The organism is Kocuria sp. MNB10, assembly GCF_054073685.1.
This window is the reverse complement of sequence record NZ_CM133411.1, coordinates 1,880,079-1,901,588: the sequence shown is the minus strand read 5'-3', so window position 1 is coordinate 1,901,588 and position 21,510 is coordinate 1,880,079. Positions and strand designations below refer to the sequence as shown.

At 66.6% G+C, this 21,510-nt stretch carries 16 protein-coding genes and 1 pseudogene; 11 read left to right on the top strand and 6 right to left on the bottom strand.

Features of this window, described 5'->3' with window-relative positions; genetic code table 11:
* Positions 1–135: 135 nt before the first annotated feature.
* Both ACW9PK_RS08535 and ACW9PK_RS08530 read right to left on the bottom strand, forming a co-directional pair.
* Positions 136–1,662 (bottom strand): catalase, encoded by a 1,527-nt coding sequence (locus ACW9PK_RS08535; protein ID WP_457015552.1) that lies wholly within the window; start codon positions 1,660–1,662, stop codon positions 136–138.
* A gap of 74 nt (positions 1,663–1,736) precedes the next feature.
* Positions 1,737–2,240 carry a Fur family transcriptional regulator gene (locus ACW9PK_RS08530; protein WP_457015551.1) on the bottom strand — a complete coding sequence of 168 codons (504 nt, stop codon included), beginning with the start codon at positions 2,238–2,240 and terminating at the stop codon, positions 1,737–1,739.
* 535 nt (positions 2,241–2,775) lie between these two features.
* On the opposite strand from ACW9PK_RS08530, the gene ACW9PK_RS08525 reads away from it, so the two are divergent.
* The 6 genes from ACW9PK_RS08525 to ACW9PK_RS08500 all read left to right on the top strand — a co-directional run bounded on the left by ACW9PK_RS08525 (position 2,776) and on the right by ACW9PK_RS08500 (position 11,448).
* Positions 2,776–4,764, top strand: a complete 1,989-nt coding sequence (locus ACW9PK_RS08525) for a type I restriction-modification system subunit M (protein WP_457015550.1) — start codon at positions 2,776–2,778, stop codon at positions 4,762–4,764.
* On the top strand, positions 4,761–6,032 hold the full coding sequence (locus ACW9PK_RS08520) for a restriction endonuclease subunit S (RefSeq protein WP_457015549.1): 1,272 nt from the start codon (positions 4,761–4,763) through the stop codon (positions 6,030–6,032). Before ACW9PK_RS08525 ends, ACW9PK_RS08520 begins: the two co-directional genes overlap by 4 nt.
* On the top strand, positions 6,029–9,178 hold the full coding sequence (locus ACW9PK_RS08515) for a type I restriction endonuclease subunit R (protein WP_457015548.1): 3,150 nt from the start codon (positions 6,029–6,031) through the stop codon (positions 9,176–9,178). Before ACW9PK_RS08520 ends, ACW9PK_RS08515 begins: the two co-directional genes overlap by 4 nt.
* Before the next feature lie 61 nt (positions 9,179–9,239).
* A complete protein-coding gene (locus tag ACW9PK_RS08510) occupies positions 9,240–10,481 on the top strand; it encodes a heparan-alpha-glucosaminide N-acetyltransferase domain-containing protein (RefSeq protein ID WP_457015547.1) in 1,242 nt (413 codons plus the stop codon).
* 119 nt (positions 10,482–10,600) lie between these two features.
* Complete coding sequence (locus ACW9PK_RS08505) at positions 10,601–11,086, top strand: helix-turn-helix domain-containing protein (protein ID WP_457015546.1); 486 nt, start codon at positions 10,601–10,603, stop codon at positions 11,084–11,086.
* A 32-nt stretch (positions 11,087–11,118) separates the two neighbouring features.
* Entirely contained in the window at positions 11,119–11,448 is a 330-nt protein-coding gene (locus tag ACW9PK_RS08500) for a hypothetical protein (RefSeq protein ID WP_457015545.1), read from the top strand.
* Here the strand turns inward: ACW9PK_RS08500 and ACW9PK_RS08495 are convergent.
* A pseudogene (locus tag ACW9PK_RS08495) lies at positions 11,406–11,618 on the bottom strand (integrase core domain-containing protein); the annotation flags it as partial. The gene ACW9PK_RS08500 and the pseudogene ACW9PK_RS08495 overlap by 43 nt on opposite strands.
* Before the next feature lie 230 nt (positions 11,619–11,848).
* Positions 11,849–12,793 carry an alpha/beta fold hydrolase gene (locus ACW9PK_RS08490; RefSeq protein ID WP_457015544.1) on the bottom strand — a complete coding sequence of 315 codons (945 nt, stop codon included), beginning with the start codon at positions 12,791–12,793 and terminating at the stop codon, positions 11,849–11,851.
* A 592-nt stretch (positions 12,794–13,385) separates the two neighbouring features.
* Between ACW9PK_RS08490 and ACW9PK_RS08485 the strand changes: the two genes are divergently transcribed.
* Positions 13,386–13,757 (top strand): hypothetical protein, encoded by a 372-nt coding sequence (locus ACW9PK_RS08485; RefSeq protein WP_013350234.1) that lies wholly within the window; start codon positions 13,386–13,388, stop codon positions 13,755–13,757.
* Between the two features lie 627 nt (positions 13,758–14,384).
* Here the strand turns inward: ACW9PK_RS08485 and ACW9PK_RS08480 are convergent.
* Positions 14,385–14,822, bottom strand: a complete 438-nt coding sequence (locus ACW9PK_RS08480; RefSeq protein WP_457015543.1) for a cytidine deaminase — start codon at positions 14,820–14,822, stop codon at positions 14,385–14,387.
* 586 nt (positions 14,823–15,408) lie between these two features.
* Here ACW9PK_RS08480 and ACW9PK_RS08475 point away from each other — a divergent pair.
* The 4 genes from ACW9PK_RS08475 to ACW9PK_RS08460 are packed head-to-tail and all read left to right on the top strand — an operon-like array spanning position 15,409 to position 20,538.
* Positions 15,409–16,617, top strand: a complete 1,209-nt coding sequence (locus ACW9PK_RS08475) for a TAXI family TRAP transporter solute-binding subunit (RefSeq protein WP_457015542.1) — start codon at positions 15,409–15,411, stop codon at positions 16,615–16,617.
* Entirely contained in the window at positions 16,614–18,863 is a 2,250-nt protein-coding gene (locus tag ACW9PK_RS08470) for a TRAP transporter permease (RefSeq protein WP_457015541.1), read from the top strand. The genes ACW9PK_RS08475 and ACW9PK_RS08470 overlap by 4 nt, the downstream gene beginning before the upstream one ends.
* Complete coding sequence (locus ACW9PK_RS08465; RefSeq protein WP_064846671.1) at positions 18,860–19,666, top strand: enoyl-CoA hydratase/isomerase family protein; 807 nt, start codon at positions 18,860–18,862, stop codon at positions 19,664–19,666. The genes ACW9PK_RS08470 and ACW9PK_RS08465 overlap by 4 nt, the downstream gene beginning before the upstream one ends.
* Positions 19,663–20,538 carry a 3-hydroxyacyl-CoA dehydrogenase family protein gene (locus tag ACW9PK_RS08460; protein ID WP_457015540.1) on the top strand — a complete coding sequence of 292 codons (876 nt, stop codon included), beginning with the start codon at positions 19,663–19,665 and terminating at the stop codon, positions 20,536–20,538. The genes ACW9PK_RS08465 and ACW9PK_RS08460 overlap by 4 nt, the downstream gene beginning before the upstream one ends.
* A 6-nt stretch (positions 20,539–20,544) precedes the next feature.
* Here the strand turns inward: ACW9PK_RS08460 and ACW9PK_RS08455 are convergent, their stop codons facing one another.
* Positions 20,545–21,468, bottom strand: a complete 924-nt coding sequence (locus tag ACW9PK_RS08455) for a LysR family transcriptional regulator (RefSeq protein ID WP_457015539.1) — start codon at positions 21,466–21,468, stop codon at positions 20,545–20,547.
* Positions 21,469–21,510: the final 42 nt, after the last annotated feature.

The window sequence follows — 21,510 nt, the reverse complement described above, 5'->3', positions numbered from 1 at the left end:
GATCACTGACCGGGTGTTCGCACGCGTGTGAACGTCAGGGGTGGGCGGCCTTCGGCGGCCGGGGCCCCGCACGGTGATCATCCCACCGCGCCCGGGCCCACCGAACTCACCCGGGGCCCGTTCACCCCCGGAGCGTCACTCGCTGATCTCGGAGTTGCTCGTGGGGTCCTCGTCCACGCCCATGCCCGGAACCTCGGGGTTGGCGGCGTTGGACTTGACGGCCTCCTCGATACGCTGACCGATGTTCTCGTCCACGTTCTTCCAGTACTGGAAGGCGTTCGAGAGCACCGGCTCCTCGACACCTTCGAGGGCGCCGGCCACGGTCTGCACGAACTGCGCGCGCTGCGCGTCGTTGAAGACCTCGCGGATCAAGGTGCCCGGCTGACCGAAGTCGTCGTCGTCCTGACGCAAGGTGTAGGCCTCGCGGACCAGAGCGCCGTCGTCCTCCCAGCCGTTGTCCACAGGACCGGTCTCGTCCGACCAGGAGTCACCGAAGGAGTTCGGGGCGTACACCCGCCGGGCACCGCTGTGGTGATACGTCATGCTGCCCTCGAAGTTGTAGGTGTGCACTTCGTTGATCGGGCGGTTCACCGGCAGCTGCTGGAAGTTGGTGCCGACGCGGTAGAGCTGGGCGTCCGCGTAGGCGAAGGTGCGCCCCAGTAGCATCTTGTCCGGGGAGTTGCCGGTGCCCGGGACCATGTTCGCCGGGGAGAAGGCCGCCTGCTCGATCTGGGCGAAGAAATTCTCCGGGTTGCGGTTCAGGGTCATGGTGCCCACCTTGTGCCGCGGGTAGTCCTTCTTGGACCAGGTCTTGGTCAGGTCGAAGGGGTTGAACCGGTAGGTCTTGGCCTCCTCGTACGGCATGATCTGGAAGTACAGGTCCCACTTCGGGTACTCGCCCCGCTCGATCGCCTCGAACAGGTCGCGACGGTGGACGTCGCCATCGGCTCCGGCCAGGCGCTCGGCCTCTTCGTTGCTCAGGCTCTCCACGCCCTGCCGCGACTCGAAGTGCCACTTGACCCAGAACTTCTCGCCCTCGGCGTTGACCAGCATGTAGGTGTGCGAGCCGTAGCCGTTCATGTGGCGCCAAGTCTTGGGCAGGCCGCGCTCACCCATCAGGTAGGTGACCTGGTGGGCGGACTCGGGGTTGTTGGTCCAGAAGTCCCACTGCATGGTGCCGTCACGCAGCCCGGAGTCCGGCAGGCGCTTCTGCGAGCGGATGAAGTGCGGGAACTTCATGGGGTCGCGCACGAAGAAGATCGGGGTGTTGTTCCCGACCATGTCGAAGTTGCCTTCTTCGGTGTAGAACTTCAGGGCGAAGCCACGGACGTCACGCCAGGTGTCCGGGGAGCCCAGCTCGCCGGCCACGGTGGAGAAGCGGGCCAGCATCTCGGTCTTCTTGCCCGGCTGCAGGAAGTCCGCCTTGGTCCACTGCGAGACGTCCTCGGTGACCTCGAAGGTGCCGAACGCGCCGGCGCCCTTGGCGTGCGGACGACGCTCGGGGATGTTCATCCGGTTGAAGTGCTGCAGGGTCTCCACCAGCTGGTGGTCATGCAGCACGATCGAACCGTTGGGGCCGGTGGTCAGCGAGTTGCGGTCGCTGACAGCGGGAATGCCGGCCTGGGTCGTGGACCCGGTGGCGTGCGGTGTGGATTCCGTCATCGCGTACTCCTTGATGGGGTTGGGATGGGTGGGTGAACCGGTGGCCCAGATGGGTTCCCGGAGCTCAGGGGGGCCTACACGGGCGCCGCGGTCGCACCGGCCCGCTGGGCCGAGCAGTCGGAACACACGCCTTGGTAGACGACATCGGCCACGTGGATGCTCATCCCGTGGGCCTCGCTGGGAGTCAGGCACGGTGCATACCCCACGGCACAGGCCACGTCCTCGATGCGTCCACACACCGTGCACACGGCATGGTGGTGGTTGTCATCGACCCGGGTCTCGTACCGCGCCGGGGAGTTCGCCAGGTCCAGCTGGCGCAACAGTCCGGCGTCCGTGAGCGAGTGCAGCACCACGTAGATGGACTGCACCGTGATCTCCGGCAATGCCGTGCGCACCTCCGCGAGCACCTCGTCCGCGGTGGCGTGCTGGTGGCGATCGACAGCGTCCAGCACCGCCAGCCGGGGCTTGGTGACCCGCAGTCCGGCCGCCCGGATCCGATCGGTCCACGGCACGGGCACGACGGCGCCGCCGCCGTTCTCCCGTCCCCCGGGCTGATCGGTCAGTGTTGTCGAGGTCATAGCTTCACTATGTCATGTTTTGAGTTACTCATCAAAAGGTTGCGGGGTGTGCCGGACGACGTAGGGGTGACGGGAGGGTGAACCCTCGGGGAGGGGGCTTTCCCCTCCTCACCCTCTGGCGCCGCGGCAAACGCTCTCCACTACATCCATGCCGCGATCCGCACGGTTTTTCCTTGTTTTCTGGTCGTTCTGCACCACAGATGTTTCCACCCGCTGTCCGGCGGCGCGTCCGTTCGCGCGGGCCATCGACGACGCCGCCCGCGGCCTCCGCGGCGCCGAACTGCGGGCGGCCGTACTACCTGTCCGGGTGCCTCACGGCAAGGTACAAATCAGCGAGCCCACAGAGGGTCTCCAACAGGGGCAGGTCACACTGTCACGAGTTCGTGCAACAGACCCATTTGGTTCCGGTGGTCGGCCGGCACCAGGTCCGGGAACCTTCAGCTCACAAAAGGCCGCGAAGAGAACAGCTTCTCATTACCCCCCTCGTAGACTGCACGGTAGACCCCCGCCCCACCGAGTAAGGCAGCCACCCACCGTGTTTAACCACGCGTCCTTCATCTGGGGTGCCGCGGACATCCTGCGCGGCACCTACAAGCAGCACCAGTACGGGGATGTGATCCTGCCGTTCACGGTCCTGTTCCGCCTGGACGCCGTCCTGGCCCCCACCAAAGAGGACGTCCTCGAGGCCATCGGCCCCACCTACGTGGACACCGAGCCGCCCTTGGCGATGATCCGCAACCGCACCAAGCAGGCCGGCAACGAGCACACCTACAACTTCTTCAACCGCTCCCGCCACACCCTCAAGACCTTGCAGGGTGACCCCGACAACCTCGAGGAGAACCTGCGGGACTATGTCAACGCCTTCTCGGAGAACGTGCGCGAGATCTTCCAGAAGTACGAGTTCGAGCAGACCATCTCCGGCCTCGCCCAGCACGATCTGCTCCTGCAGGTCCTGCAGCACTTCACCAAGGCCAACCTGCACCCGGATGCGGTGTCCAACGAGCAGATGGGTCACATCTTCGAGGAACTGATCCGCAAGTTCGCGGAAGCGTCTAATGAGACCGCGGGTGAGCACTTCACCCCGCGCGAGGTCATCGACCTCATGGTCACTCTGCTGCTGCACGACGACGAGGAGCTCACCACCCCCGGCATCGGCCGCGACGTCTACGACCCCACCGCCGGCACCGGTGGCATGCTCTCCGCCGCCGAGAACAAGATCAAGCAGTTCAACAGCGAGGCCTGGGTCAACCTGCTCGGCCAGGAGATCAACCCCGCCTCTTATGCAATCTGCAAGGCGGACATGGTGGTCAAGGGCCAGCCCATCGACAACATCGTCCTGGGCAACACCCTGACCAACCCGGCATTCGAGAACCGCACGTTCCACTACTGCCTGTCCAACCCGCCCTTCGGCGTGGATTGGAAGCAGCACCGCAAGGCCGTGGAGACCGAACATCAGATCGCAGGTTTCGCCGGCCGCTTCGGCCCCGGCCTGCCCCGCGTCTCGGACGGCTCGCTCCTTTTCCTGATGCACCTGATCTCCACAATGCGCGAACCCAGCGCCACGGAGGAGAACCAGTCGGCCGGCCGCGCGGCCATCGTGCTCAACGGCTCCCCGCTGTTCACGGGCGGTGCCGGCTCCGGGGAATCCAACATCCGCAAATGGGTGCTGGACAACGACTACCTCGAAGCCATCATCGGTCTGCCCACGGACATGTTCTACAACACCGGCATCTCCACCTACGTCTGGATCCTGTCCAAGGACAAGGCTCCCGAACGCCGCGGCAAGGTCCAGTTGATCGACGCCACCGGCATGTTCGTGAAGATGCGCAAATCCGTGGGCTCCAAGCGCAAGGAACTCTCGCGGGAGAACATCGCGGAGATCAGCCGGATCTACGACGAGTTCACCGAGTCCCAACACTCCAAGATCTTCCGCACCGAGGACTTCTTCTACCGCACCATCACGGTGGAGCGCCCCTTGCGCCTCAACTTCGCGTTCACCGGGGAGCGCATCGAGCGCGTCATGGCAGCCAAGTCCATCGCAAAGCTCTCGGACGGCGACGCCGCTGCGCTGCGTTCCGCCCTCGAGGCCCAGTCCCAGCGTGCGGGCGGAGAGGTCAGCACCAACAAGAGCGCCTTCACGACCATACTGCTCGAAGCGCTGGCGGAAGCTGGGGTGGTGGTGAAGCCCGCAGTGCTCAAGACGATTGTCGCCGAGCTCAGCGAACGGGACGAGGAGGGTGAGCTGCAGACCAACCGTGTCCTGGACCCGGAACCGGACCCCACGCTCCGGGACACCGAGAACGTCCCCTGGGATCAGGACATCCACGAGTACCTGGAACGTGAGGTCAAACCCTTCGTCCCCGACGCCTGGATCGACGAATCCAAGACCAAGGAGGGCGCAGAGATCCCCTTCACCCGCCACTTCTATGAGTACGTCCCACCCCGACCGTTGGATGAGATCGACCGCGACCTCGACGAGGTTCTGGGCCGCATCCGCGCGCGTTTGGAGGAGGTGAAGCGGTGAGACAAGCATTCCCGACGCGCCGCCTTCGTTACCTGGCAGATGTGAATCCGCCAGTTCCTGGTCACGTGCGGCTGGACCCGGAAGCCGAGTATCGGCTTCTCCCGATGGAAGCCATCCATGAGTTCTCCCCTCCCGACACCGGTTACAAGCGGCCCGCACTGGAGCTGCTGTCCGGGTACTCCTACATCGAGCCAACGGACGTCGCCTACGCAAAGGTCACCCCCTGCTTCGAAAACGGGAAGGGCCTCGTTGGAGCAGACCTCGAAGAACCGGTGTTTGCCACTACTGAGGTCACGGTCCTTCGCCCGAGGGACGGAGCGAACCAAAGATTCCTGTCATACGTGGTTCAATCTGCCACGTTTCGTAATCCTGCAATCTCATCGATGACAGGCGCGGGCGGCCTGAAGCGTGTGTCCGATTCGTACATTAAGGACTTGCACTTGCCTGCCCCTTCGATATACGAGCAGCAGCAGATCGCGGACTACCTCGACCACGAGACCGCCGAAATCGATGCGTTTATTATGGACCTTGATAGTTTCATATCCCTTCTCCATGAGAGTTTAGGGGCTATTCGTTCTGAACTATTTGGACTGCCGACCACTCATGAAGCTATTTCCTTAAAACGGTTGGCAAGACAGGTCAGCGGATCCGGTTTCCCCCACGATTATCAAGGAGACCCGGCACAGGAGATTCCTTTTTTTAAAGTAGGATCACTCAAAGATTCTGTTGATGGGAAACTGACAAACTCCCCGAATACCGTCAGCACGAGCACTGCGAAGGCACTCGGAGCCATGATCTTGCCTGAGAATACTGTCGTGTTAGCCAAAATCGGGGCAGCCCTGTTCTTAAACCGCACTGCACGTCTTGGGAAACCTTCTTGTATCGACAACAATATGCTAGGCCTAATTCCCCGTCCAAGCGTTAATCCAGAATTCTTGCAAGGAATAATTTCCAATATGGATCTAGTTCCGTTGGGCAATCCAGGTGCTGTTCCGTCTTTGAACATGGCATGGTACAGAGAACAACCCGCATGGCTACCTTCTTATACGAATCAACAAGAAATTGTTGAAACATATAGAGGAAAGAAAGACGATATATCAAGTCTGATAACCGGCGCTAATAGAGCCATTGACCTAGCCCACGAGCGGCGCGCCGCCCTCATCACCGCGGCGGTGACCGGGCAAATCGACGTGACCGCTAAGAACAAGCCCGCGGCGGAGCAGATCGAGGACGACGTCGCGCAGGGTCTGCACAGGGAGTACGCATGAGCGCACCGCATCAGGAAAAGCCGTTCCAGAGGGAGATCGCGGAGTACCTGGAGGGGCACGGGTGGTCCCACTCCCCCAACTCCCAGGGCTACGACAAAGAACGGGCGCTGTTCCCCGAGGACGTTCTCGGCTGGCTGCAGGACACGCAACCGGAGCAGTATGCCCGGATCGTTCCAGAGCATGGCGATGACGCCGCCCGAGCCAAGGGCGAGCGCCGGATTCTGGATCGCCTGGCATCTCAGCTGGGGCAGTCGGAAAAGGCCGGCGGTGGCACCCTCAATACGCTTCGTCGCGGTTTCTCGGTCCCCGGGGCACAGAAGTTCAGCATGCTCACAGCCCCGCCCGCAGACAACCGCAATCCCCGGATCACGGAGCGCTACGCGAAGAACCGGGTGCGGGTGGTGCAGGAGGTCGGCTACTCGACGCGGAAGAGCGACCGGATCGACCTAGTGCTGTTCCTCAACGGGCTGCCCGTGGCGACCATTGAGATCAAGACGAACTTCACGCAGTCGCTGCAGGCGGCCATCGAGCAGTACAAGACGGACCGCACGCCAGCCGGTGAACCGCTGCTGACCCCGCATCGAGGTGCACTGGTGCACTTCGCACTCACCGAGAACGACGTCTACATGACCACCCAGCTCAAGGGTGCGGACACATTTTTCCTGCCCTTCAACCAGGGGCATGACAACGGAGCTGGCAACCCGCCGTCGCAGGACGGCGTGGCCACGTCCTACTTCTGGGAGCACATCCTGGACAAGGACACGTGGATCACGATCCTCACCAAGTTCGTCTACGTGAACCACGAGAAGAAGACCGATCCGAAAACTGGGCGGATCACGGAGGCCAGCCAGATCCGCTTCCCCCGCTTCCATCAGTGGCGCGCGGTCACCAAGCTGACCGAGGCGGCCCGGACTGAGGGCCCGGGGCAGAAGTACCTGATCCAGCATTCAGCGGGTTCGGGCAAGACGGACTCCATCGCGTGGACCGCCCACCGCATGGCCTCCCTGCACACACCGGAGGGCGAGAAGGTCTTCGACACCGTGTTCGTCATTGCGGACCGGCAGGTGCTGGACCGCCAGCTCCAGGACGCAGTGGACCAACTGGTGGTCGCCACCGGGACCTTCGAACCCATCACCTCCGGTTCCGAGGGCTCCAAGACCGAGCGCCTGCTGGAGGCATTGCGGGCGGGCACGCAGATCATCGGCGTGACCCTGCAGACCTTCCCGTACGCCCTCGCCAAGATCCGGGAAAAGGGCGGGACATTCGAGGGCAAGCGCTTCGCGGTGATCGCGGACGAGGCGCATTCGTCGCAGACGGGGGCCGCGGCGTCGTCGGTCAAGGACCTGCTGTACCGCAACGACCCGACCGCGGCGCAGACGGGCGAGGAGACCGAGCTGGAGCCGGGCGCGGACCAGGACGCCCTGGTCCAGATGGCCGCACAGGCGGACGACGGTCGTCGGATCAGCTACTTCGCGTTCACCGCAACCCCCAAGGCCAAGACCCTGGATCTGTTCGGCACCCCGGGTCCGGACGGTAAGCGACAAGCGTTCGACCTGTACTCCATGAAGCAGGCCATCCAGGAGGGATTCATCCTGGATGTGCTCAAGAACTACACCACGTACGAGATGGCCGCCCGGATCGCCCTCAAGGGTGCGGACCCCGAGACGGTGCCCGAGGGCAGGACGGGGACTGCGGCGTCGTCGACCGAGGACGAGGTGGACGTGCGCAAGGGGACGCGCGCGTACATCGGGTTCGTGGAGCTGCACCCCACGAACGTGGATTCCAAGGTGGACGTGATCCTCAAGCACTATCAGCACACCGTGAAGAAGGAGCTGGGCGGGCGCGCGAAGGCCATGGTGGTGACGGGGTCGCGTGCGTCCGCGGTGAAGTACCAGCGGGCGTTCCAGAAGCACATCGAACGCGAGAAGCTGCCGCTGCAAACCCTCGTGGCATTCTCGGGCTCGCTGCCGGATCCGGATGTTACCGCGATCGGTAACGCGGCCGTGCCGGAGGTGACCGAGGCGTCCATGAACCCGGAACTGCGCGGGAGGGACCTGGCCGGGGTGTTTAGCCAAGAGGACCAGAACATCCTGATCGTGGCGAACAAGTACCAGACGGGCTTCGACCAGCCGCTACTCACGGCCATGTACGTGGACAAGCAGCTCTCCGGGATCGCCGCGGTGCAGACGCTGTCGCGGCTCAACCGGCGCGCGGACGGCAAGAAGAACACGTACGTGCTGGACTTCGTCAACGACCCCGCCCAGATCCTGGCGGCGTTCCAGGACTACTACGAGGACGCGCGCATCGAAACCGATTCGGACCCGGACCTCGTGGCCAAACAGATGACCAAGCTGGATGCCGCCAACATCTACACACCCGCGGAGGTCGACCGGGTGTGGGCGGCGTGGTCGAACAGGAACGGCAAGCGCGGCGCGCTGACCTCGGCGCTGGTACCGGCGGTCGAGCGGTTCACCAACCGCTGGTCCCGCGCCGTGTACGACGACGACGCCGCAGCGCGCGACGAGCTCGACGAGTTCCGTTCCCTGCTGGGCCAGTACACGAAGTCCTATGCGTTCTTCTCCCAGATCCTCAACTTCGGGGACACGTACTACCTCAAGCTCTCGGTGTTCGCGGACCTGTTGGCGCGACTGCTGCGCGAACAGCTGGACGGCGGCGAGCGCGAGACGGTGACGGCGGACGACGTCGTCCTCACCCACTACCGGCTGGAGAAGCAGCGGGACGAGGACCTGCAACTGGAGGACGGCGAGGCCCGAGGGCTGCAGGGCATGACCGAAGCCGGCATGGCCCGCCAGCAGGAACGCGAGCGGGCAGCCAAGGCCGAGCTGGTGGAGAAGGTCAACAGATTCCTCGGAGGCCTGGACGCCAGCGACGAGCACAAGGTAAGCACCGTGGAACTACTGGTCCGCGAGGCCGCCGAGAACACTGACCTGCAGCAACAGGCGCGCAACAACACCAGGGCGGACTTCTCGCATTCCCCGCAGGTGCGTCTTGTGCTGGAGGATTCCGTGTGGAATCAGAACCGCCAGTCCGAGGCGATCGCCAAGCGACTCCAGGAGCTCCCGCCCACCGATCTGGTGGAACTGGCCATGGCGTTCGATTTGTGGGAACGGTCGCGGGCAGGGTAGGGCTTATCCCTGAAAGCACGTGTTAGGGGGCCGCGAGGCCGGGGAGAACTCAGGAGTACGAGTGAATACGACACGACGCGGGGGCACGGGGGACGTGGCAACCGCAACGGACGGGGCGCCGCGCAAGCGGCGACTGGTGGGGATCGATGCCGCCCGGGGGCTGGCACTGATCGGGCTCATGGCCATCCACCTGCTGCCCGCGTGGAACGAACAGACCGGGGAGGCCAGCTGGTCCTGGCGGTTGTTCTCCGGGCACTCGGCGGCCCTGTTCGCGCTGTTGGCCGGAGTGGGCCTGGCGCTGGGCTCCGGCGCCCGGCAACCACGCGAGGGGCGAGGCCTGACCGCTGACCGGGTGAGTGTCCTGGTCCGCGCCCTGCTGATCGTCACGGTGGGTATGACCGTCAACGCCGCGATGCCGGAGGACCCTCCCGCCTACAACATCCTGTTCTACTACGGCATGTTCTTCATCCTGGCCATCCCGTTCCTGCGTGCCCGCCCCAAGACGCTGTTCATCTGGGCCGCCGGGTTCGGGATCCTCTCGCCCCTGCTGATGCAGCGCATGCTGGATGTCCTGCCGGAGTGGTGGTACTACAACCCCACGCTGCCCAATGTCCTCAGCAACCCCGCGGGCACGCTGTCTCAGCTTCTGCTGACCGGCAACTACCCGGCGCTGCCGTACATGACGTACCTGCTGGTCGGGATGGGGCTGGGCCGCTTGGATCTGCGAGCAATGCGCACCCAGGTCCGCCTGGTGATCGTGGGCGTCGCGCTCACCGTGTTGGCCCAGCTCGTGTCCGCCGTGCTCCTCTACGGCCTCGGAGGCTACTCCGTATTGCAGGAGGCATCGCGCTTGAGCGAGTCCACGCTCGACGAGATCCTGGTGTGGGGTACCGACTCGCTACCGACCGACACCGGGTGGTGGCTGGCCATCACGACCCCGCATTCCAACACGCCGCTGGCCATTGCGACCAGCCTCGGGCTGAGCCTGGCGGTGCTGGGTGTGTTCCTGCTCATCAGTCAGAAGATCGGGGACTGGCTCGTGCCGTTGTCCGCGATGGGATCGATGACCCTTACGCTCTACTCGGCGCACCTGCTGGCGCTGTCCCTCGAGCTGCATTACGACTCCCCCTACCTCTGGTACGTCGTGCACCTGCTGGTGGCCGCTGTCTTCGCGGTCATCTGGCAACAGACTCTTGGGCAGGGACCGCTCGAGCGGGTGGTCGCCTACTGCGCGAAGGGGACGCGCCGCCTCGTCGCCGGGCGGGGCGGAAATGCCACTCCTGGAAGGACCCGCAACTCCTAACTGGCGCCAACCTCATCCCGCGGTACCCGCTCTGGCGTTCGACCTATGGGAGCGGCTGCGGCAGAGCGAGGTGGAGTGACGACATTTTGAATATTTCGAATATCTAGTAGGGTAGAAACATGACAACCGCCCCGCTGGATCGCTCAACTGTCGCACCCACCCCGGCTCATGAGGAAGAACTGAAAGCCCTCGCGGCCTTCCTCGAGGCCACGCCCTCGGCACAGGGCCGCGGGATCCCATATCTGGTGTCTCCGACCGGAGCCACACAGCAGATCCCCGCTGAGGTCTACTCCCTGCTCACACACGTCGTGGACGCGCTTGCCAACAACCGCGGCGTCTCCGTGGTACCTACCAATGCGAAGCTGACCACCCAGCAAGCTGCTGATCATCTGGGAATCTCCCGGCCGACACTGGTCAAGCTGCTGGAGCAAGGTGATATCCCATTCACCAAGGTCGGAAGGCACCGCAGAGTCCTGCTGACTGATCTCATTGCCTACGAAGAACGTCTCGAGAAGACACGCCGCGAAGGTCTCCGACAGGCAACTCACGAGGCAGCGAACCACGGCACATACTTCGACATCCCGGCAGACCCGACCACCCGGTAAATCCCTATGTCGTTCCCGGTGGTTCTCGATGCATGCGTATTGATTCCCATGCCTATCGCAGATCTATTACTGCGTCTGGCCACGGCCAAGCAATTCAGGCCGCTTTGGTCGAGAACTACGAGAGCCTCGTGCCTGCCATGACCAATGACCCCAAGGACAGACATGTGCTGGCGGCAGCGGTCCGTTCAAGAGCCGAGCTCATCGTGACATCCAACCAGAAGGACTTCCCGGCGACCGCCCTCAAGCCCTATGACGTTGCGGTGCGGTCTCCGGATGACTTCCTACTCGACCAGTTGGATTTGGACCTGGGCCGCCCCCTTCATTCGGTCCGGTCGCTGTGCGAGTCGTCGGTTTCCGATTGATGGGTGCATTGCCGAGCGTAGTCGACGGGTGCGAGGTAGCCGAGCGATGAATGCCGGCGGTCGTGGTTGTATTCGGTCTTCCAGTCGCCGATCACGACCTGGGCGTGGAGCAGCGAGTAGAAGCTGTTGATGTTCAGGCACTCGTCGCGGAGCCTGCTCTCGGCATCCTCGCCTTCACTTCGGCGAGGTCACCCGTGGCCAGGCCTCTCGCCCTCGCTGCGCCACCGGCGACATCCTCCGCTTCGCGAGGTCACCATGGACGAGCCCCTCGCTGGGCGACGCGTGCGTCCCGTCATGGCCTGAGACCTCACATCACCGACGGGGCCCTGCCGAGAGACGATCCTCACGGCAGGGCCCCGTCACGGTGCTTGGGCGCGAGCGGCCGGGTGCGCCTCGGGGGTCAGGCGTCGTCCCGCCCGGCGGCGCGGTGGACGAACTCGATGAGGGAGTTCTCCATCTCGGCGCGGGTCTCGGGCTCGTTGTGAACCTCGTGGCGGACGTCGGGGTAGATGTGGAGTTCGACGTCGTGGCCCTTCTCCTCCAGGCGCCGGGCGACCTCGCGCGCACCCTCGCCGTAGTTGGTCACCGGGTCCTCCGCGCCCGCGAAGATCGCGACGGGAACCTGCGGAAGGCGGTCGAAGAAGTCGTCGCCGTTGGCCTGGTCGTACACGTCGACAAAGCCCTGCAGGAACCGGTTGCTCAAGGGGGCGCCGAAGTTGTTGAAGGGGTCGCGGCCGTGATCACGGACGACGTCCGCGTTGCGCGCCACCCAGTCCGTCGGGCCGAAGTCCGGGCCGAGGCGGTCGTAGAAGCCGTCGAACAGCTGGCCCACCAACGCATCCGCAGCGGGGGCGGAACCGTCGGCCGCCACGGCAGCCTTCAGGGCCTCGCGATCCAGCGTCGACTCGACACCGCGCATGCCCACGGCGATACCGCCCAGCGCGAGCCCGTCGACCTCGACACCCGGCTGCAGCACCAGCGCCCGCGCGATCATCGACCCCAGGCTGTGGCCAAACACCACGTACGGCAGGTCGGGGAACAGCTCCTTGGCCTTCCGGTACAGCGTCACCTCGTCCTGCACGATGACCGTCGCCGACTCGTCACCGGCGTCACCCCACGTCCCCGACTGCATCGCCGTCCGACCGTGACCCGCGTGATCGTCCGCGACCACGACGAACCCCGCATCCACCAGCGCGGCCGTCATGTGCAGGTACCGGCGGGAGTGCTCGCCGAGACCGTGGATGAGCTGGACCACCGCCACCGGCGTGACCGCCGGTTCGTACACCCAGGCCTGGATGGTCTCGGTGCCGTTGTGCGACGTGAACTCGAGTTCGCGCAGAGCCATGCTGACCTCCTCGTCATGCCCCTCGGGCGAGGAGCTCGACGGTATGACCCTACCGTACCTGCCGACAACGGGATGTCCGGCCCCCGACCTCCGTCGCCCACTCGCGGAACTCCCTGTCGCGGGCGCTGAGAGCGGCAGGTACGCGCCCAGCCCGTCCCGAGAGCCGCGTGACCGGGTCCGGACCCGGCGGCCCGGCAGGGTCACCCCCGGTGGGGGGGCCGCGTCCCGCCCGGATCATGCCTGCCGGCCCGCCCCGTGGCACTTCGGACGCTCTGTGCCGGCGCCCTGGGTGCCCGTCCACGCCCGGACGGCCCGCAGAACGTGGACCAGGCCTCGGCATCGCGGCTAAGGAAGGTGAGGCCGGGGTCGATCAGACAGGCGACACGGGACATCACATGGAGAAACGGCGTCCCCGCTCCGGTGCTGCGTGTACCCGACGACGGCCCCCCGGCCGACGAGCCCGGCGCCGACGACCTCGGTCCCGGCGATCACGCCGCGGCCCACGTCGCCCGCGACTACGGTGCCCGCGCCGACGACGCGCCCCACGACCACGCCCACCACGCGCCCGACGACCCGTCCGAGCGTCCCCGCAGTGAAGGCGGTGCAGCGCACCTTCCAGGTGGACCGGTACATGCCCAAGACCGCGGCTCAGGCCCGGGTCGTGGCGCGCCTCGACGACGACGGCGTGCTGCGTTACCGCGAGGACCGCGCCCTCTGGGGCGCGAACAACTGGCAGTTCGTGACGGTGCGGGTGCCCGCCGACGCGAGCAAGGCGCAGGTCATGGCCGTGATCAACGCCAAGACGTCCTCGCGTGTGGGTGACGTGCACACCGGTTCGCGCCTGCGTTCCATCACGCGTGGTCGCTCGGTGACGATCGCGTGGGAGCTCGGCAAGGGCGCCCGCCCCACCTCCGCCTGGGGTGCGAACAAGTCCGTCAACCAGATGTTCTTCGCCCGCTCCTGAGCGACCACAGGTGGGCGTGGCCATCACCACCACGCCCACCTGTGGCGGGCCTGCATCGCCGAGCCCGGCCGAGCGACGCGTCACCCTTGCGAGGGTGGCGCCGTCGCCGCATGTCGGCTCCGCCCCTCGGGGGTGAGTCCGGGACCGGCGCCCTCATGGGTCGAATCACTCGGCCCGGCCATCGAATTCGGCGGCAGCCTCTCGGTGATCCTGGGACCCGCGCGGTGTTGCGGGGCGGCCTGGCACCTCTTCTCCGCGTCGTGCAGCAGCGTCCCTTCGCGTGAGAACACTGTGAACGTTCCCCGAGATGCCGGGGGAGGCTGGGCCGCCCCCTTCATTCGGTCCGGTCGCCGAAGAAGTGGTGGCTGACATGCGGAATCCGAAGATCACGTGGAATGGGTACCTCGAGGGCCTCGCTCGCGCCGGCTTGCCCCTATGTGCTACCGAACTAGAAAAGCGGACCGTAGGAGTCGGCTAGAAGCCAGGTCCAGGGGGCACCCCACAATGCGGACTCCCCATCCTCATCGTCCCGGCCGTCGCTACGCCGGCGCTCGCTCCCCCACGCTCATTCCTCGAGTGTTCATGAGGGAACCCTATGCCGGACCCACTTCCCCGCGGGGCATCCCGTCACCGCAGCCAGCCGGGGTGGGCGTCACCCGTCAGCGCGGTCAGCCAGTAGTCCGGCAGCAGGTCCGCCAATCGCTTCCACACGACCGCCGTGGGATCGTCCCGGTCCGCCACCGCCGTCAGGACGTCCGGCCCGTACGCTGCCAACCGTTCCCGGCACACCCCACACGGGCTCAGCACGACGACGCTGCCATCCGCCCTGCGGTGCACACACACCGAGGCCACCACCCTGAGGTCCAACCGGTGGGCGGCACAGTACGGTTCGATCTCGTGGCACACCTCGACCGCAGCATTCGGCATGTCCGGGGCGGTTCCGGTGACCACGGTGCCGTCCTCGAGCAACATGGCCGCCGCACCGTGCTCCGACCCGTCCGGAAACCGGGTTTCGAGTAGTGCCTTGCACTCGGTCACGACGTAGTCCAGAGCGGAAGTGTCCATGGCCGGAGCCTATCGGGGAGCGCGCCGCACGGGTCGATTGGCCAGTCGGCCAGAGTTGCCCGCGGTGCGACCACGTTCCGACGCCGGCCCGGCGGACGATCGAACCCTCGGACCGACCGAGGTGACGGTCGCACGGTGGAGCTGCAGCGGCGTCGTCTCCTCGCGGACCTGCGTGTCCACCTGGCCGCGATGCGACGTCGCGAGAGCGACACCCCGCCCACTGCCTGACATTTGAGGCACTCTCGAGCCACCGGGTGCACTTTCAGGCGCGTCGAGGCCAGGAATACCCGCTGTTCGTGGCTTCAACGTGCCTCACAGTCCGGGGGCTGGCCAGAACGTGCCTCAAAATGCGCACGTTGGCCCAAACGTGCTCCAGAGTTCGAGGACTGGCAGGGACCCGCCGCCGTCACCGTGACGCATTGCCCCACCTGACCCTCGGCGATACTGGTTAGGCATCAATCGACCGGAAAGTGTCGTGGGTCACGCAATTGACGGTATGAATGTACCCACCGGCCGAACCGGCCCCCGCGCACCCTGCGGCGGCGTTGGGCCGGTGGGTCCATCGCATCACTCCCGTGGAGGCACCATGACACGAACCCTCAGCCGACGATCGTTGCTAGCCGCAGCGGCGTCGTTGCCCGTGATCGGGGGCCTGTCGGCCTGCGCGGGAGGCCCGCGCGCGACCGACCGCACGCATCAGCTGGTGTGGTCCACCTACGGCGTGGGCACCGGGACGTACAACGACCTCGCGGCGGTCGCGAACACCCTGACCCAGCGCACGGGACGGCAGATCCGGTTGATGACCTCGGACACCGGCATCGGGCGCCTGGCCCCGCTGATCAACGGCACGGCCCAGTACTCGCGCACCGGGGACGAGTACTACTACGCGTTCGAGGGCAATGACGAGTACTGCTCCGAGCAGTGGGGCCCGCAGGCGCTGCGCCTCGTGTGGACTCCCCCGGGCAACTACGGGGTGCTGGTGCGCAAGGACAGTGGCATCGAGACCGTGGCGGACCTCAAGGGCCGCAAGTTCCCCAAGCTGATCGCGAGCACGTCCATCAACCGCAAGATGGAGGCGATCCTCAACTACGGCGGCCTCACCGGCAAGGACGTCCAGATGGTGGACGTCACCTACAGCGGCCAGATCGAGGCGCTGAAGACCGGTCAGATCGACACCCTCTACCAGAACGTGGTGGGCGCCAACGTCTCCGAGCTGGCCTCCCAGTACCCCATCCGCTGGCTGGGCCTGGGCGGCGGCACGCCCTCCCAGTACGCCACGTGGAAGGAGCTGGCGCCGATGGTCAAACCCGGCGAGTTCTCCAAGGGTGCGGGCCTGGCCAAGGGGGAGACGGCGGTGAACATGCAGTACACCATCCCGGTGGTCGCCCGCGCGGACCGCCCCGCGGACGAGGTCGCCGCACTGGTCGCGGACATGGACCGCTACTACCCGGACTACAAGGACACCACCCCGGACGCCCACCGCTTCGGCACGGACCAGATCCAGCTCACGCCCCTGGTGATCCCGTTCCACGACGCCATGGTGGAGTTCCTCACCAGCAAGGGCCGCTGGAACAAGGACCTGCAGACCCGCCAGGACGCCCTGCTGGAGCGCGAGCGCCGCATGCACGAGGCCTGGCCCGCGTTCTGGCAGGACCACAAGGACCGCGAGGACCCCAAGTCCGCGCGCAAGGAGTGGGTGGACTGGAAGAAGGCCAACCTTCCCGAGCTCCCGGACACCCCCGGCACCCTGCCCGGCGCCTCGTCCACCACCGCACCCTCCGGAGGCCACGCATGAGCACCCCGTACCAGACCGGCGACGCCGCCGGCCCCGCCAGTGCCTCGGCTCCCGCCGGCACCGCTGGCCCCATCACCACCCCCGGACCGGCCATCGACCCCCGCACCGGCGCGGAGATCACCGCCACGCACCCGCACGGGGGCGACGACGCCGCCCAGCCCACCATGCCCTCGGACGTCTCCCTGCACGACGCGAGCCCCCGACTGACGCCGTTCTGGCGCAGCCTGGTGATCGTGCTGACCGTGGTGGGCGTGCTGCTGACCATGAACCAGGTGTTCTTCTGGAACGTGGGCGGGGTGACCATCCCCACCAACTCGTTCCTGTACCTGCTGATCGCGGTGTTCGTGCCGATCGTGTTCATCGTGACGCCCATCCGCAAGCACGCCCCCGGGGCCGCGGCTCGGCAGCGGCGGGGCGTGCCGTGGTACGACGTCCTGCTGCTGCTGGCCGTGGTGGGCACCAGCGCGTACTTCGCGGTGCACGGCATCGAGATCCAGGAGTACGGCTGGCAGTACATGGCCCCCACCCTGGCCACCGTGCTGAGCTTCGTGTTCTGGGCCCTGATCCTGGAGACCCTGCGCCGGGCCGCCGGTCTGGTGGTGCTCGTGATCGCGTTCCTGTTCTCCGTGTACCCGCTGTTCGCGGGGATCATCCCGCTGTCCTTCCTGCAGGGCATCTCCTACGACCTGCCCACCCTGGCCCAGGTGCACACCATGGGCGTGGACAGCGTGCTGGGCCTGCCCCTGCAGACCGCGGGCACCATCCTGGTGGGCTTCCTGCTGTTCGGCGTGGTGCTGCAGCACACCGGCGGTGCGGACTTCTTCCACGAGCTGTCCATGGCCGTGTTCGGCCGCTACCGCGGCGGCTCCGCCAAGGTGGCCGTGGCGAGCTCCGCGGCCATGGGCATGATGAGCGGCTCGGCGGTGTCCAACGTGCTGACCACGGGGCCCATGACCATCCCGGCCATGAAGCGCTCCGGGTTCAGCGCCCGGGTGGCCGGGGCCGTGGAGGCCACCGCGTCCTCCGGCGGCTCCATCACTCCGCCCATCATGGGCACCGCGGCGTTCCTCATGGTCTCCTTCGTGGGCGTGCCGTACACGTCCATCCTGGTGGCGGCCACCATCCCCGCGATCCTGTACTACCTGGGCATCTTCCTGCAGATCGACGGCTACGCCGCCCAGCGCGGCCTGCGCGGCACGCCCAAGAACCTGCTGCCACGAGCCCGCCACGCCCTGGCCATGGGCTGGCCCTACCTGGGCGCCCTGGCCGTGCTCACGGTGCTGCTGTTCACCACGGACTCCGAGGCGCAGGTGCCGTACTGGGTGGTGGCCATCCTGCTGCTGATCGCCCTGGTCAAGCCCAGCGTGACGTTCGGCCCCCGCCAGTGGGTGGACATGGGCGTGGACGTGGGCAAGACGCTGGCGCAGATCGTGGGGATCATCGCGGGCGTGGGCCTGATCCTGGGTGGGCTGACCGCCACGGGCGTGGCCCTGTCCCTCTCGCGTGACCTGGTGGCCCTGGTGGGCGACAACGTGGTGCTCATCCTGATCGCCGGCGCCGTGGTGTGCTTCATCCTGGGCATGGGCCTGACCATCTCCGCCGCGTACGTGTTCCTGGCCATCGTGATGGTCCCGGCCGTCACGGCCCTGGGCGTGGACCCGATCGCCGCGCACCTGTTCGTCATCTACTGGGCCTCGGTCTCCTACATCACCCCGCCCGTGGGGCTCGCGGCCTTCGCGGCGGCGGGCATCTCCAAGGCCTCGCCCATGGCCACGTGCTTCTCCGCGATGAAGCTCGGCGCCGTGAAGTACGTGGTGCCGTTCGGCTTCGCGCTCAACCCCGCACTGGTGGCCCAGGGCGAGCCCGTGCACATCGGGCTGGCTTTCCTCTCCAGCCTCGTGGCGGTCTACGCGATCGCCGCGGCCATGGGCGGCTGGCTCACGTTCGTGGAACGCCAGCTGCCCCTGTATCTGCGGGTGGTTCTCGCGGTGGGCGGATTCATGATGTTCTTGCCTGGGGCCCCGGTCACGCTCATCGGTCTGGCGCTGGTGGTCGCGGCCGCGGTGCTCGCGCGCCTGCGCCGGCCGCGCGCCGTCGTCGACCCCGAGACCGGGCAGATCACCCGGGTGCCGGAGGGAGCCGAGGTTCCCGACGCCGCCCGCGGCACGCACGGCGCGCACGGCACCGGCGGTGCCCCCGCGGGTGCGCACGCCCCGCACGAGAACACGAAGGAGAACGCATCATGAGCGCAGAGAACACCGACGTCCTGACCGTGGACGTCACGGACGGGATCGCCCTGGTCACCGTGAACCGGCCGGAGGTGCGCAACGCGATCAATGCGACCGTGCTGCGAGCCATCACCGAGACCCTCTCGCAGCTGGCCGAGAACGATGACGTGCAGGTGCTGATCTTCACCGGCGCCGGGGACAAGGCGTTCGTGGCGGGCGCGGACATCAACGAGCTCGCCGTACGCACGCCCAAGGACGGGCTGAAGGCCACCATGCAGGGTGTGTACGAGAAGGTGGAGCAGTTCCCCAAGCCCACCATTGCAGCGGTGAACGGCTACGCGTTCGGCGGCGGCCACGAGCTCGCCCTGGCATGCGACATCCGCGTGGCCTCCACGAATGCGCAGTTCGCGCTGCCCGAGACCGGGCTGGGCATCATGCCCGCCGCGGGCGGCACGCAGCGCCTGGCCAAGCTCGTGGGCCTCGGCCGGGCCACCGAGATCGTGCTCACCGGGCGACGTGTGAAGGCGGACGAGGCCCTGGACATGGGGCTGGTGACCGAGGTGGTGGAGCCGGACGAGCTGCTGGTTACCGCCCGCGAGACGGCGCAGGCCATCATGGCCAAGGGCCCGCTGGCCATCCAGCTGGCCAAGACCGTGATCCGCCACGGCTTCGACGTGGACCACCAGACCGGGATCCTGTTGGAACGCCTGGCCCAGTCCGTGCTCTACAGCAGCGCCGAGAAGGCCGAGGGAACCACTGCGTTCCTGGAGAAGCGGACCCCCGATTTCCACAGTGCAGCACAGAAGGACGTGAGCAAGTGAGCGAGAACCCCCTGAAGGAGATCCAGCACATCACCGTGATCGGTGCCGGGGCCATGGGCTCCCAGATCGCCATGGTCTGCGCCCTCGCCGGGTACGACACGGACGTGGTGGACATCAAGCAGGAGGCCGTGGACAAGGCCTCCAAGCAGCTGCACTCCCGCATGGACCGTGACGTCAGCAAGGGCCGGCGCACCCAGCAGGACGTGGACGCCGCGTTCGGGCGCCTGACGTTCTCCACGGACCGGGACGCGTGCGCCGCGCAGGCGGACTTCGTGATCGAGGCCGCCGTGGAGGACCTGACCATCAAGCGTCAAGTCTTCGCGGAGCTGGACGCGGTGTGCCCCGAGCACACCATCCTGGCCACCAACTCCTCGAACATCGTGTCCTCGCGTGTGGCGGACGCCACCCACCGCCCGGAGAAGGTGTGCAACGTGCACTTCTTCAACCCCGCGCTGGTGATGAAGTGCGTGGAGGTGGTCCCCCACGAGGGCACCTCCCGTGAGACCGTGGAGACCGCCATGGAGCTGGCCCGCTCGATCGGCAAGGCCCCCGTGGAGCTCAAGAAGGAGGTTCCGGGCTTCGTGGCCAACCGCCTGCTCGGCGCCCTGCGCACGGAGGCGCTGAAGCTCTACGAGGACGGGGTGGCGGACTACAAGGACATCGACGTGGCCGCCAAGACCGCCCTGAACCACCCCATGGGCCCCTTCGAGCTCATGGACATGGTGGGCATCGACGTGGTCTACCTGATCCGGCTGGCCGAGTACGAGCAGACCGGTGACCCCGCGTCCCTGCCGGCCGAGTCCATCAAGGCGAAGTACGAGGCCGGTGACTACGGCCGAAAGACCGGCCACGGCTGGTACGACTACGAGTAGGACCCGCTAGGTTCCGGGGACCTCTGTAGCCTGGCCGCGGGGGTCCCCGTAGAGGTTCTGGGCCAGGCGCACCACGGCACACAGCGCGGGGTTGGGGTCCGCCGCGCGCCACATGAGCTGCACGTCCAGGGGGCGCTGCGGCTGGGCGAGGGGCCGGAACACCACGCCGTCCGAGGCGACGTTGTCCCGCACGGTGTCGAGGCTCAGGGCGCAGCCGATCTGGGCGGCCACGAGCACCACCAGGGTCCACGAGTCCGGCGCCACCTGGGCCACGCGTGGCACGAAGCCCGCTGCTGTGGCGAGGGAGGTCAGCCGGTTCTGCAGTGCGGCCCCCGGACCCGAGGGCAGGATCACCCAGGACTCCTCGGCCAGCTGTGACATCTCCACCCGGGGCGCGTCCGCCAGCGGGTGGTTGCTGGGCAGCACCACCATGACCTCCTCGTGGCCCAGCACGGACGAGCGCAGCTCCGAGGGGATGAAGTCCCACCGCCCGATGGCCACGTCCAGGGAGCCGCCCAGCACCTTCTGCATGGCGGTGTGGGAGAACTGCGAGCCGTGCAGCTCCAGGTGTACCCCGGGGCGGTGGGTGCGCACGTGGCGGGCCAGCTCCCCCACCTGCCGGTTGATGGACGCCCCCGCGAACCCGAGGCGCACGCGCCCGGTCTCTCCGGCCATGGACTTGGCCACCGCGGTGCGGGCCTGTTCCGAGGCCGCTACCAGCTCGCGCGCGGGCTCCAGGAGGGCCGCCCCGGCCGGGGTGAGCGAGACCTGCCGAGTGCTGCGCTCGAACAGCTGAGCACCCAGGGACTTCTCGATGCTCTTGATGAGCCGGCTCAGGGGTGGTTGCGCGATCCGCAGGTTGGCGGCGGCGCGCCCGAAGTGCAGTTCCTCGGCAACCGCCAGGAACGCCTTGGCTTCGTGGACTTCCATGGGCGGAGCCTACGCGATTGTTGCCATACTCGCATCAGTCCA

Bases quoted from the DNA above. Each gene is read 5' to 3' on its own strand.
- ACW9PK_RS08535 (WP_457015552.1), bottom strand. From the start codon at position 1,662: ATGACGGAATCCACACCGCACGCCACCGGGTCCACGACCCAGGCCGGC.
- ACW9PK_RS08530 (WP_457015551.1), bottom strand. From the start codon at position 2,240: ATGACCTCGACAACACTGACCGATCAGCCCGGGGGACGGGAGAACGGC.
- ACW9PK_RS08515 (WP_457015548.1), top strand. From the start codon at position 6,029: ATGAGCGCACCGCATCAGGAAAAGCCGTTCCAGAGGGAGATCGCGGAG.
- ACW9PK_RS08505 (WP_457015546.1), top strand. From the start codon at position 10,601: ATGACAACCGCCCCGCTGGATCGCTCAACTGTCGCACCCACCCCGGCT.
- ACW9PK_RS08500 (WP_457015545.1), top strand. From the start codon at position 11,119: ATGCGTATTGATTCCCATGCCTATCGCAGATCTATTACTGCGTCTGGC.
- ACW9PK_RS08490 (WP_457015544.1), bottom strand. From the start codon at position 12,793: ATGGCTCTGCGCGAACTCGAGTTCACGTCGCACAACGGCACCGAGACC.
- ACW9PK_RS08480 (WP_457015543.1), bottom strand. From the start codon at position 14,822: ATGGACACTTCCGCTCTGGACTACGTCGTGACCGAGTGCAAGGCACTA.
- ACW9PK_RS08475 (WP_457015542.1), top strand. From the start codon at position 15,409: ATGACACGAACCCTCAGCCGACGATCGTTGCTAGCCGCAGCGGCGTCG.
- ACW9PK_RS08470 (WP_457015541.1), top strand. From the start codon at position 16,614: ATGAGCACCCCGTACCAGACCGGCGACGCCGCCGGCCCCGCCAGTGCC.
- ACW9PK_RS08465 (WP_064846671.1), top strand. From the start codon at position 18,860: ATGAGCGCAGAGAACACCGACGTCCTGACCGTGGACGTCACGGACGGG.
- ACW9PK_RS08455 (WP_457015539.1), bottom strand. From the start codon at position 21,468: ATGGAAGTCCACGAAGCCAAGGCGTTCCTGGCGGTTGCCGAGGAACTG.